Raw genomic sequence first — 12,542 nt, forward strand, 5'->3', positions numbered from 1 at the left:
GCGTCGTTACGGTGACGGTTCGATGTCGCCGCCGCGATGCGCCGTTGCAGCCCGCGCATCCAGTCGCGCATTCTTTTCACTTATCGCACAGTCGCTTGGGACCTATCGGGCCGGGTGAATGCGTTGTGCATCTTCGTGCACGCGAAAGATCGTCACAGAACGATCGCCAACAGGGACTTCGACATGACTGCCTATCGTACCGCGCTGGCGCTGGCCGCCTCGACCCTCGCCTTCGTGGCCGCGCAGGCCGACGCGCAGGTCGCGCCCGCGCCCGCGCCGGCCGAGGCCGCGCCCGCCGCCGCCGGCGCTGACGGCGCAACGCCGGTTGCGCAGGACGAGATCATCGTCACGGGGACGCGCGCGGTCGGCCGGTCGCGGCTCGACAGCGTGTCGCCGGTCGACGTGCTGAGCGGCGCGTCGCTCCAGCGCCAGGGCACGACCGAGCTCGGCGCCGCGCTGTCGGCGATCGCCCCGTCGATCGACTTCCCGCGGGCGTCCGCGGTCGACGGCACCGATGCGATCCGCCCGGCGACGCTGCGTGGCCTGTCGCCCGACCAGACGCTGGTGCTGATCAACGGCGTGCGCGGCCATACCGCGGCGCTGCTCAACATCGGCGGTTCGGTCGGCCGCGGCTCGGCGGCGGTCGATCTGAACACCATCCCGACCGTCGCGCTCGACCGGATCGAGGTGCTGCGCGATGGTGCATCGGCGCAATATGGGTCGGATGCGATCGCGGGCGTCGTCAACCTGCGGCTGCGCGAAGCGCGTTCGGGCGGCGGCGCGACGGTCAATTACGGCTTCTACAACACCGACATCGATACCGCGCGCGGCAGCCGCAGCACGACCGGCGAGCATGCCGTGACGGTCTCGGGCTGGCAGGGGCTGGGCTTTGGCGAGGACGGGTTCCTAACGCTGTCGGGCGAATATCTGAACCGCCAGGCGACCAACCGCGCCGATTTCGATCCGCGCGTCACCCCGACCCGCGTCACCGGACGCTTCGGCGATCCGCAGGTCGAGCAATATAGCGTCTTCGCCAATGCCGGCACGACGCTGACGGGCAGCTGGGGCCTCTATGGCTGGTTCGGCTATCAGGACCGCGACACGCGCAGCGCGGCCTTCCCGCGGCTGGCGAGCGCGACCACCGCGCTGGCCGGTTATCCCGACGGCTTCCTGCCGCTGATCAATACAAAGTCGCGCGACATCAATTCGGCGGTCGGGATCAAGGGCGAGGTCGCGGACTGGAGCGTCGACCTGAACGTTAGCTATGGCCGCAACAAGATCGGTTTCCGCACGCTCAATTCCGCCAACTATGCCTATGGCGCCGCGACGCCGCAGGACTTTTCCGACGGCGCGCTGATCTATGGCCAGCTGGTCGCCGGGCTCGACGTCAGCCGCAAGCTCGACGTGCTGCAGGGGCTCAACGTCGCCTTCGGGCTCGAGGCGCGGCGCGAGAGCTTCGAGATCCAGGCTGGCGAACGCGCCTCCTACACCACGCCCGTGACGGGCGCGGTCCCGGGCGCGGCGGTGGGGGCGCAGGGCTTTGGCGGCTTCTCGACCGACAATGTCGTCGACCGCAATCGCCGCAACTTCAGCGCCTATCTCGATCTCGAGGCGCAGGTGACCGACGCGCTGCTGATCGGGCTGGCGGGGCGCGGCGAGGATTATTCGGACTTCGGCTCGACCGGGACCGGCAAGATCTCCGCACGCTATGACGTCGCACCGTGGATCGCGGTTCGCGGAACGGCCTCGACCGGTTTCCGCGCGCCGGCGTTGCAGCAGCAATATTTCACCTCGATCTCGACCGTGATCCAGAACGGTGCGCCGATCCAGACCGGCACCTTCCCCTCGGTCAGCCCGGTCGCGGCGCGGCTCGGCGGGCTGCCGCTCGAGCCCGAGAAATCGACCAACCTGTCGCTCGGCACGGTGCTGCGGTTCGGCGGGTTCGACCTGACCGTCGACGCCTATCGCATCCACATCCGCAACCAGATCGGCCTGTCGGAGAACATCACCACCGCGGCGAGCCAGTCCCCCGCGGTCAACGCGCAGATCGCCACGCTGCTCGCCGGATCGGGCGCGACCGCGGCGCGGTTCTTCATCAACGGTCTCGCCTCGACCACCAAGGGCATCGACGCGGTCGCGCATTACCGCGTGCGGACCGTGGCGGCGGGCAATTTCGACCTGACGGTGGCGGGCAACATCAACGACGGCAAGGTGACGCGCGTCCCGACCTCGACCTCGACGCTCGACCCTGCACCGACGCTGTTCGCGCGCAGCCGGATCCTGACGCTGGAGGACGGCACGCCGGGCGAGAAGGTCACCGGGTCGATCGACTGGTCGCTCGATCAGCTCGGCGCGCTCGCCCGCGTCACCTATTATGGCGACGTCAACCAGCCGGGGACGACGCCCGCCGCGGACGTGCACAGCGGCAAGCACGTCATCACCGATGTCGAACTGCGCTATCAGGCGACCAAGGGGGCGCAGCTCGGGCTGGGCGTCAGCAACCTGTTCGACGTCTATCCCGATGCGACCATCACGCAGAACAACTCCACCGGCGTGATCGGCTTCCCCTATTACTCGCCGTTCGGCTTCAACGGCCGCTATCTCTACGCCCGCGCCGGGCTGAGCTGGTAGGTGATTTCAGGCCGCATCCTGCTGGGGGTCGCGCTCATGCTCGGCCTCGCAGGGTGCGGCAGCTTGCCGCGGTTCCGGACGCTTCCCTGTGGCGGTACGGACGTCGGGGATGGCGGCAGGCCGCCTGCGATCCAAGTCTCGGCATCGGGCGAGCGCAGCACGACGATCGACGTGCTGACCTATAATATCGAGGGGCTGCAATGGCCCGCGCGGTCGGGGCGCGGGCGCGATCTCGCGGCGATCGGGCGGATCCTGCGCGATCTGCGCGTGGCCGGGACCGCGCCCGACGTGGTGCTGTTCCAGGAGGTCTTCTCGCGCGCGGCGGTGCGCGGGGTGGTCGCCACGGGCTATCCATCGCTCGCGAGCGGACCGTCGCGGACGCGGCGCAGCGTCTATTCGCAGGACGACCGGCTGCCCGGGCGTGCCAAGCTGGCCAAGGGCGAGCTCGGCGTGCGGCTGATGAGCTCGGGACTGGTGATCGCCAGCCGCTTCGCGATCACCGGCGTTGCGCGCGATCCCTATTCGCGGCGGGCCTGTGCGGGGTTCGACTGTCTGTCGAACAAGGGCGTGGTGCTGGCGACGCTCGCGGTGCCCGGCGTTCCCGAAGGAATAGACATCGCCAACACGCACATGAATGCGCGCAAGGCGTCGAAGGTCGCGCCCGCGCGGCACCGCGCCGCGCACCGCGCGCAGACCCGCGAGCTCGAGGCGTTTCTCGCCGCGCGCCGCACGCCGTCGCGACCGATGATCCTGGGCGGCGATTTCAACATGCGCCGCTCGCCCGCCCGGTTCGACGATTTCCGCCTGCATCACCCGTTCGGGCTGGTGCACGAATATTGCCAGGCGCGCGCGGCCTGTGCGGTGTCGCTGTCCTGGGACGGCGACGCTCCGTGGCTCGATACGCAGGATCTGCAGTTCTTCGCGCAGGGCACGCGCGTGCGGATTGTGCCGGTCGCGGTGCGCGCGATGTTCGACGGCGCGCCGGGCAGCCCGAAGCTGTCCGATCATGACGGGCTGCTCGTCCGCTACCGGCTCAGCTGGACAGGCGCCGCGCCGCCCGGCGGCGTCTGCGCGCGGATCGCCGAGCCGCGGGAAGCAGGGAGTCCAGCGGCGGGACAGGCGGATGGCCCGACCCGCGCGACGACCGGCGACAGATCCGTGCCGACTCGCTAGGACAGGCGCGTGACACCGCTTCGCCGCCTGCTCCGCGATCATCCTGCGCTTGCCGCATGGCTGGTCGTGGTCGCGCTGGCGATGAAGATCCTCGTCCCCGGCGGGTTTATGCCGGTGGTGGCGAACGGCGTGCTCACGATCCAGTTATGTGCCGGGGCGGGGCCTTCCCCCCTCGCGACGGCGACGTCGCAGACGACGCATGCGGCGATGCCGGGGATGACGCATGACCCGGATAAGACTCAGCATGCGGGCCGCGACATGCCCTGCGCCTTTTCCGGCCTGACGACGGCGGGGCTGGCCGCGGCCGATCCGGTGCTGCTCGCGCTGGCGATCGCGTTCGTCGTCGCAACCGTCTTCCGCGTCGCGACGCCCGTCGTCGCCCGCGCACCCGAGTTTCTGCGTCCCCCCTTGCGAGGTCCCCCGGTCCGCGGATGAGCGTTGCCGGCGCGATGCCCCGAACGGGCCGCGCGGTGACCCGATGCGATGCCGACCCTGTCCGCCAAAGCGCGGGCCGGTGGCGGCTGCCCGCGACCCCTATACGACCCGGTCCCGACGGGACCCGGCTGCGTCCGACCAGGAACTCTTCATGTCCCGATGCCATCTCATGGCGGCGATCTCCGCGATCGCCTGTGCCGCGCCGATCGCGGCTGCGCCTCTCCCTGCCGCCCAGGATGCCGATATCGCAGCCCGCCGTGCTGCGCTGCTCCGCGATCGTGCCGCGATCGATGCCGAACTGCGTCGCCTCGACGAGCCGACGGGCCCGGCGGAGGCGCCGCGTCGTACCGCCGCCGTGGCGATCGACGGCGACGACATCATCGTCACCGGCAACGCATTGTCGCTGACGACGCGCGTGACCGGGCAGACCGTCACGACGATCGACGACGCCGCGTTCCGCAACACCCCCGCGACGACGATCGCCGACATCGTCAAGCTGTCGCCCGGCGTCGTCGTCATCCAGGGCAACGGCCCGCGCGACGTCGGCGTGTCGATCCGCGGCTCGAACGCGCGCAACAGCTTCGGCGCGCGCAACATCCAGGTGTTCGAGGATGACTTCCCCGTCACCCAGCCCGACGGGCTGGCGCGGTTCGACCTGACCGATCCGCATGCTTACGGCGCGGTCGACGTGGTCCGCGGGCCGTCCTCCGCACGCTATGGCAATTACGCGATCGGCGGCGCGGTCAATTTCCGCACCCGACGCGGTCGCGACATCGACGGCGCCGAGATCGGCATCGACACGGGCAGCGACGGCTATGCCAATGTCTATGCGACGATCGGCGGTGCCGGCACGGATTTCGACTATGCGCTGTTCGGCAGCTTCGTCCGCGCGAACGGGTCGACCGGGCATACGGGGTATGAGACCGGCACGATCAACGCGCTGGCGACCTATGCCATTTCAGACCGCGACCGGCTGACCGCGAAGATCATCTACAACGAGGGCGAATTCGCGCTCTCGACACGGCTCTCGCTCGACCAGTATCGCGCCAATCCCTATCAGCGCGGCTGCGCGACGCGGGTCGGCGCGGCGCCGGGTTGCGGGACGATCTCGGTGCTCGCCAACGGCGTCAACGGCGTGCGGATCGCGCAGACCGCGGCCGAGGCCGATCTTGCGCGCAACGATCGCCGGACGATCGTCGGCACCCGCTACGAGCATGACCTGAGCACGACCGCGACGTGGCGGACGCAGGCGACGTTCGACAGCCGCGTCGTCAATCAGCCGACGAGCGCGACGCCGTTCAAGGGGACGCTCGACAGCTACAACATCACCAGCGACGTCACGCACCGCGGCAGGCTGTTCGGAATGGCGGCGACCAGCTTTGTCGGCGTCTTCTACAATTATCTCGATAACCAGAGCTACAGCTTCAACAAGACGCCCGCGGGCCGCGACGGGATCGGCGCGCCGACCCAGACGGTGTTTGGCGACGTCCGCAACATGGGCGCCCGCGCCCGCGAAGAGCTGAGCCTGACGTCGCGGCTCCAGTTCATCGCCGGCATCGGCGCGGAGCGGTCGATCCTCGGCGTGACGCAGACCGGCTATGCCTATCCGCTCGGCGCGAACCCTGTGCTGAGCGTGATCCCCGCCGAGCGCCATTTCTGGAACGTCGCACCCGAGGCCTCGCTCGTCTGGCAGGCGATCGACGCGGTCCGCCTGCACGCGCGCGTCGGCACCGGCTATGGCATTCCGCAGGCAGGCGCATTGTTCGTGACCGCGGCGGGGGTGCCGGGCAACAACGTGACGCTGAAGACCCAGCGCAACACCGGGATCGACCTCGGCGCCGAAGTCGCGCTCGGGACCAATCTGAAGGCGGAGGTGACGGGCTATTACGAATGGTTCCGCAATGAACAGGTCAGCCAGTCGGCGGGCGTCAACCTGCTCGCCTATACGACCAACGCGCCGCGCTCGGTGCACCGCGGCGTCGAGCTCGGGCTCAGCTGGACGCCGCTGCCCGCGGTCCTGCCGGGCGCGCGGATCGATGCGAGCTACAGCTATAACGACCACCACTATACCGAATTCGTCGAGCGGCTGACCTCGGGCGCGGCGTCGGCGACGTTCGACCGCGCGGGCAACCGCATCCCCGGGGTCATCCCGACCTTCGTCAACGTGCGGCTCGGCTATGACCAGCCGGGCGGCGCGGTGGCGGGGCTGGGCGGGTTCGTCGAGCTGACCCACCGTGATCGCTATGCGATCGACAATGGCAATCTGCTCAGCGTGGCGGGCTATACGCTCGCCAATCTCAACCTCCATTATGATCCGCCAAAGGGGGAGGGGGTGTGGTCGCGGCTGCGGCTGTTCGCCTCGGTGCAGAACCTGTTCGACACGACCTATGTCGGCTCGGCGTCGGTGATCGCGAACAGCCTGAACGCAGCGACCGGTCAGCAGAATCCGGCGGCCGTGCTGAGCGCCGCAACCGGGTCGATCTATGCCGGTGTCCCGCGCACCGTCTATGCCGGCGTGAAGGCGCGGTTCTGATGCGCGCGACCGCTCCCGCCGCCGCCGCCGCACGCTCAGGCGGACCCGGTCCCGGCCGCGGCTGGCCGGGCTATCCGACGATCTGGCGCTGGCATTTCTATGCCGGGCTCTTCTGTCTTCCGTTCGTGCTGTGGCTCTCCATCACCGGCTCGATCTACCTGTTCCGCCCGCAGATCGAGGCGCTGATCGATCGCCCCTATACGCATCTCCCGCTCGACGGCACGCGCGCATCGGCGGCGCGACAGGCCGAGGCGGCGGTGCGCGCGGTGCCGGGATCGGTGCTCCACCGCTATCAACTGCCCGAGCGTCCCGACGAGGCAGTGCAGGTGATCGTCGGCGCCGGCACCACCGAGACGCGCGTCTATGTCCATCCGAACACATTGGCGATCCTCCACAGCGTCGACGAGGACAGCCGGCTGATGCGGATCATCTTCCGCCTCCACGGCGAATTGCTGATCGGCACGCCCGGCTCCTATCTGGTTGAGCTCGCCGCCTCCTGGGCGATCGTCATGATCCTGTCGGGGCTCGTGCTGTGGTGGCCGCGCGACAGCGGGCTGGCGGGGGTGGTCTATCCACGGCTGCGTGCCGGCGGGCGGCGGTTCTGGCGCGACCTGCACGGCGTCACCGGGCTCTGGGTATCGGTCTTCGCACTCGCATTGCTCATATCGGGGCTGCCCTGGGCCGCGAGCTGGGGGAGTTACCTGAAGGCGATCCGGACGGTCGCCGAGGGGCGGGTGGTCAGGCAGGACTGGTCGGCGGGGCAGGCCGCGGAGCTGCGCGCGCGCGGTGCCGCCGATGCCGGTACCCGCGCGATGGTGGGCGCGCATGCCGAACATGGCGGGATGACGATGGCGCACCCCGCGGTCTCGGACGTGCCGCTCGACCAGCTGATCGCGACCGTCCGCCCGCTCGCGCTGGCGCCGCCGGTCCTGATCGCGCCGCCGACGGGCATGGGCCAGCCCTGGACCGCCAAGTCCGATGCCGCGAACCGGCCGCTGCGCACCGATCTGACGCTCGACGGCGCTACGGGCGCGATCCTGACGCGCAAGGATTTCGCGCACCGCCGGCTGATCGACCGGATCGTCGGTTACGGCGTCGCCGCGCATGAGGGACAGCTGTTCGGTTGGGCGAACCAGCTGCTCGGGCTGCTGACCGCGATCGGGCTGGCGCTGGTGTCGGTCAGCAGCGTCGTGCTGTGGTGGCGGCGTCGGCCCGCCGACACGCTCGGCGCACCGCCCACGCGGCCGCGACCGCGCGTCGCGGCGGGGTTCGTGGCGCTGCTGATCCTGCTGGGTCTCGCACTGCCGCTGTTCGGCGTGTCGATGCTGCTGGTGCTGCTCGTCGAGCGGCTGGTGCTGCGCGACTGGACGTCGGCGCGACGCTGGCTCGGTCTTCGGTGATCCGGCAAGCTCAGCCCGCGGGCACGTTCCGCGACAGCACCGCGCCGACTTCCGCCGCGAACCCCGCTAGCGCCGCGGCGGTCTCGCGCCCGCTCAACTGGCGCGGGCGCGGATCGATCGCGCACAGCGTACCGTAGAACGACCCGTCGGCGAGCGTGATCGGGAAGGAGACATAGCTTTTGAACCCATAGAGCGACGGCGCGGGATGCGTCAGCCAGCGGTCGTTGGTCGAGACGTCGTCGATGACGACGGCCTTGCCCGACTGGCGGATGTCGTCGCAGATCGTCGTCGAGATCCGCAGCTCGTCGCCCGGCGACATGCCGAAATCGATCTGGTCGAGCACCTGGCAGGCGATCCAGCGCGTGTCGGTGACGCGCGCGACCGCGACGAACCCCATGCCGGTCAGCGCCGCGACCTTTTCGAGGATCGCCCGCACGTCGCCATCGTCGCTTTCGAGCATGACGCTCTCGGCCAGTTGATCGTACATCCGCCCCATTCCCCGTTCGGCGCACGATCCCCCCGGAGATCGCGCTGCTTACGCTACGGCAGATGTGGGCGCGGCGTGAGAATGCAAGGGCAGGGGTCAGTCGCCCCGCTCGACCAGATGCGTCAGGAAATTGGTGAGTTCGAGCCGCCGACCCGCCTCCTGCGCGAAATCCTCGCCGACGCCGAGCAGCCAGAGCAGCGACCGGCGGTCGGGATCGTCGTGCAGCGCATCGAGCTGCGCCGCGCGCTGTTCGACATCGTCCTCGCGCTCGGCGAGCCCCGCCTCGATCAGGCTGCCGGCCTGGCGGCGGAGCGCGATCGCGATCTCGCGCGGGGCCAGTTCGGGGTGATATTGCACGCCCCAGAAAATCCCGCCGTCATGCCGGATCTCGGCCGCCTGGATCGCGGTGACCGCGTTGCTCGCGAGCAATGTCGCATCGTCGGGCAGTCGCTCGACCTCGTCGCCGTGGATTGCGGGCGCATCCCAGCTGTCGGTGCGGCCGGCGAGCAGCGGGTGATCGCGACCCGCCTGCGTGCGCGTGATCCGGCGCGCGATCCCGGCCTCCATCGTCCGTGGCATCTTGCGGACCTTGCCCCCCGCCGCGGCGACCGCGAGCTGCAGCCCCGCGCACGAGCCGAAGGACGGCGTCCCCGATGCGAACACCGCGCGCATGAAGGCGAGCTGGCGCTGCACCTCGGGCGAGTCGTCATAGACGTGGAGCGGCGAGCCGGTGACGAACACCGCGTCGAAATCGCCGATCTCGGCCGTCGTAAGCACGCGCGCGTCGTCGTCCGCGGGTGCGACGATCGTGATCTGCGCATCGGGCCTGAGCTGTTCGAGCGTCGCCGCATAGGTCTCGCCCGAGCTCTTTCCCGCATGCTCGCGGCGGGCGTCGCGCTGTTCGGGTGTTTCGCTTTCGGCCACTAGAAACTTCAGCACTATCAGTCCTCTGACCGCAAATGGCCGACAGGATAACGCGCGCGCTGGCGGTTCGCCCAAGACCGTCGGCAGATAATCCGCGCGCTTCCGTAACGACCTTCCGCGCCGGCTCCGTCGCGCAGGGTGCAGTGCAACAAAACCCCATCGCGCGGAGTTGCCAGCCTCATTCCATCCTTCCTGAACCACGGAGACTGTCATGTTCGGACTTACCAAGAAGGTGCGCTACGCCGTCGTCGGCGGCGGGCAGATTTCGCAGCAGGCGTTCATGCCGGGGATCGCGCGGACCAATAATTCGGAAATGACCGCACTGGTCACCGGCGACCCGGTCAAGGCGGACAAGCTGGCCAAGCTCTACAAGCTCAAGGCCTATTCCTATGCGCAATATGGCGAGCTGCTGGCCTCGGGCGAGATCGACGCGGTCTATATCGCGACGCCCAATTTCCTGCACATGCAATATGCCGTCCCCGCGCTCGAGGCGGGCATCCATGTCCTGCTCGAAAAGCCGATGGCGTCGAGCGTCGCGGAGGCCGAGCAGATCATCGCCGCCGAGAAGAAGGGCGGCGCCAAGCTGATGATCGCCTATCGGCTGCACCACGAACCCGGCACGGTCGAGATGATCACGCGCGCCCGGGCGGGCGAATTCGGCGACCTGCGCGCCTTCTCGTCGACCTTCATGCAGAACGTCCGCGAGGAGAATTCGCGTGGGCATAACGGCTATTGGGGCGGGCCCGTCCCCGACATGGGCACCTATCCGCTGAACGCGGTGCGCAACCTGTTCGGGCAGGAGCCGATCGCGGTCCATGCGGTCGGGACGAAGACCCCGGGTCGCGGCTTCAACTTCCACGACACCGTCGCGGTGACGCTGAAGTTCGCCGACGACCGCATCGCGCAGTTCACCGTCAGCTATGCGACCGCCTCGTCCGAGGGGTTCGAGCTGGTCGGCACCAAGGCGAGCATCCACGCCGCGCCCGCCTTCATGTTCGGGCCGACGACCGGCATCACCTATGTCGAGCGCACCGCGGACGGCAAGGAGAAGACGCACGCCTTCGATCCGGTCGAGCAGTTCGGCAACGAGACTCAGTATTTCTCCGACTGCATCCTGAACGACCGTCATCCCGAAGCCGACGGGCAGGAGGGCCTGTACGACATGCGTGTGCTGGCAGCGGTCGAGCGGTCGCTCGAGACGGGCGAGACGGTGACGCTCGAACCCGCGACGCGCACGCGGCATGTGACCGCGGATCAGGCGCTCAAGCTCAAGCCCGCCAAGGAGCCGAGCGAGGACGCGATGATCAGCATCATTCCGCAGTCCGCCTGACCACCGGCCGCGCCGCCCTTCGGGGCGGCGCGCGCCGTCTCAGGCGCCGACCCCGCGTTCATGCGCCCAGACCACCGCGGCGCTGCGCCGGTTGACGCCGATCTTGGCATAAAGCCGCGCGACATGGTTGCGCACCGTGTTGCGTGACAGTTCGAGCCGCTCGGCGATCGCGGCATCGTCGAGATCCTGGCAGATCAGCTCGAGCACCTCGCGCTCGCGCTTGCTGAGATCGAGCAGCGGTGCGTCCGAGGCGGCGCCGGGGCGCGGGTTCCGCAGCGTCGCCAGCTTGTCCATGATCGACCGGCCGAGCCAGTTGGCGTCCTTCATCACCGCCTCGATCGCCTCGACCAGCTCGAGCTCGCCGCGCCGCCGCGTGGTAATATCCTGATAGAGCCAGAGCACGCAGGCATCGCCGTCGATCCGCATGTTTTCGGCGGAGGCGAGACAGTCGAGCGCCTCGCCATTCTTGTGGAGCAGGCGGACGTCCTGTCCGCGGAACCCGCCCTGCGCGCGGATCTCGGTTTCCAGCTGTTCGCGCTGGCCCGCATCGTTCCACAATTGCAAATCGTCGGCGACCCGGCCGATCACCGCGCGATCGTCATAGCCGGTCAGCGTCTTGAACGCCGCGTTCACCTGCAGGATGCGATTGTCGTCGGTCTGGGTCACGACCATCGCCACCGGCGCCATCTCGAAGACCGCGGCGAAATGCCGCTCGCTCGCCTTCAGCGCATGTTCCGCGCGCCGTCGCGGCTCGAGGTCGGCGAAGGTGAACAACAGGCAGTCGCGGTTGCCGACCTCGATCGGCTGCCCCGCCAGGATGACCAGCGTGGTGTCGCCGCCCGCGAGCGGCAGTTCCGCCTCGAGCTGTGGCACGACCTCGCCGCGCGCGACACACGCCTTGACGAACGCCTTGCGCTCGACATCGGCGAGAAAGTCGAAATCGAACAGCGTCTTGCCGATGATCGCGTCGCGGTCATAGCCCGACAGGTCGAGAAACCCCTGATTGACCAGGACGAACCGCTGGTCGGCGATGCGGATGATCAGCGCGGGGGCGGGATTGGCATGGAACATTGCCTCGAACCGGTCCTCCGCGTCGAACCGCTCGGACACGTCGCTGATCACCAGCGCGAGGCAGTCGGGCTCGCCACCATCCTCGTCCATGACGATGTCGCGGACCTGATGGACCCAGCATGGTTCGTCCGCGTCGCGCGGCGTGACCTCGACGATCAGGTCGGGAAAGCTCTCGCCCGCGAGCAGCCGGAGCAGCGGATATTCGCGCCGCGGTACCTTGCGCCCGTCGCGGTAGCGCAGGGCGAACCGCGCGGCATAATCGTCCGCGGTCGCACCCAGCTCGCCGACGCCGCGGACGCCGTGCATCTTGAGCGCAGCGGGGTTGGCGCTCAGGATCACGCCGGTCGGGTCGATCAGGATCACTCCTTCGAGCAATCCGGCCATGAGCTGTTCGAGATGGTGCAGGGTGGGCGCATGCAGCGGCTTGCCGGGGGTACTGGTCATGCCTCCTCAGCGCTGGAGCGCACGACCGGTTCCGTCACGGTCAGACCCGACCTACCAACCGGACTAGTATCCCTGCACCAATGTCGCAAAGCACTATACGCGGCGGAACTGAAC

General features: G+C 68.9%; 9 protein-coding genes. 6 read left to right on the plus strand and 3 right to left on the minus strand.

Translation table 11 applies throughout. The features are described 5' to 3' along the window. The first annotated feature begins 183 nt into the window (after positions 1-183). From IFS44_RS10150 to IFS44_RS10170, 5 genes are all read left to right on the plus strand, one after another. Complete coding sequence (locus IFS44_RS10150; RefSeq protein ID WP_192098355.1) at positions 184-2,631, plus strand: TonB-dependent receptor plug domain-containing protein; 2,448 nt, start codon at positions 184-186, stop codon at positions 2,629-2,631. After that, positions 2,632-3,804 carry an endonuclease/exonuclease/phosphatase family protein gene (locus tag IFS44_RS10155; protein WP_342366400.1) on the plus strand — a complete coding sequence of 391 codons (1,173 nt, stop codon included), beginning with the start codon at positions 2,632-2,634 and terminating at the stop codon, positions 3,802-3,804. A gap of 9 nt (positions 3,805-3,813) precedes the next feature. Continuing rightward, positions 3,814-4,239 carry a DUF2946 family protein gene (locus tag IFS44_RS10160; protein WP_192098356.1) on the plus strand — a complete coding sequence of 142 codons (426 nt, stop codon included), beginning with the start codon at positions 3,814-3,816 and terminating at the stop codon, positions 4,237-4,239. Positions 4,240-4,390: 151 nt separating this feature from the next. Next, positions 4,391-6,772: a TonB-dependent receptor family protein gene (locus tag IFS44_RS10165; protein WP_192098357.1), complete on the plus strand. Its 2,382-nt coding sequence runs from the start codon at positions 4,391-4,393 to the stop codon at positions 6,770-6,772. Further along, positions 6,772-8,172: a PepSY-associated TM helix domain-containing protein gene (locus tag IFS44_RS10170; protein WP_192098358.1), complete on the plus strand. Its 1,401-nt coding sequence runs from the start codon at positions 6,772-6,774 to the stop codon at positions 8,170-8,172. Before IFS44_RS10165 ends, IFS44_RS10170 begins: the two co-directional genes overlap by 1 nt. Positions 8,173-8,182: 10 nt before the next feature. Here IFS44_RS10170 and IFS44_RS10175 read toward each other — a convergent pair whose 3' ends face one another. Both IFS44_RS10175 and IFS44_RS10180 read right to left on the minus strand, forming a co-directional pair. After that, complete coding sequence (locus tag IFS44_RS10175) at positions 8,183-8,659, minus strand: GAF domain-containing protein (RefSeq protein WP_192098359.1); 477 nt, start codon at positions 8,657-8,659, stop codon at positions 8,183-8,185. Positions 8,660-8,755: 96 nt separating this feature from the next. Beyond that, a complete protein-coding gene (locus IFS44_RS10180; RefSeq protein ID WP_192098360.1) occupies positions 8,756-9,598 on the minus strand; it encodes a glutamine amidotransferase-related protein in 843 nt (280 codons plus the stop codon). Between the two features lie 196 nt (positions 9,599-9,794). Between IFS44_RS10180 and IFS44_RS10185 the strand changes: the two genes are divergently transcribed. After that, the gene (locus tag IFS44_RS10185) at positions 9,795-10,913 is read left to right on the plus strand and encodes a Gfo/Idh/MocA family protein (protein WP_192098361.1); all 1,119 of its coding nucleotides are present in this window, start codon (positions 9,795-9,797) and stop codon (positions 10,911-10,913) included. Positions 10,914-10,952: 39 nt separating this feature from the next. Here the strand turns inward: IFS44_RS10185 and IFS44_RS10190 are convergent, their stop codons facing one another. Further along, positions 10,953-12,428, minus strand: a complete 1,476-nt coding sequence (locus IFS44_RS10190; protein WP_192098362.1) for a PAS domain S-box protein — start codon at positions 12,426-12,428, stop codon at positions 10,953-10,955. Positions 12,429-12,542: the final 114 nt, after the last annotated feature.

It is taken from the genome of Sphingomonas sp. CFBP 13706, assembly GCF_014842355.1.
Lineage (GTDB): Bacteria > Pseudomonadota > Alphaproteobacteria > Sphingomonadales > Sphingomonadaceae > Sphingomonas > Sphingomonas aerolata.

Coding starts and splice junctions, on each gene's coding strand:
- IFS44_RS10150 (WP_192098355.1), top strand. CDS start 184: ATGACTGCCTATCGTACCGCGCTGGCGCTGGCCGCCTCGACCCTCGCC.
- IFS44_RS10165 (WP_192098357.1), top strand. CDS start 4,391: ATGTCCCGATGCCATCTCATGGCGGCGATCTCCGCGATCGCCTGTGCC.
- IFS44_RS10170 (WP_192098358.1), top strand. CDS start 6,772: ATGCGCGCGACCGCTCCCGCCGCCGCCGCCGCACGCTCAGGCGGACCC.
- IFS44_RS10175 (WP_192098359.1), bottom strand. CDS start 8,659: ATGTACGATCAACTGGCCGAGAGCGTCATGCTCGAAAGCGACGATGGC.
- IFS44_RS10185 (WP_192098361.1), top strand. CDS start 9,795: ATGTTCGGACTTACCAAGAAGGTGCGCTACGCCGTCGTCGGCGGCGGG.
- IFS44_RS10190 (WP_192098362.1), bottom strand. CDS start 12,428: ATGACCAGTACCCCCGGCAAGCCGCTGCATGCGCCCACCCTGCACCAT.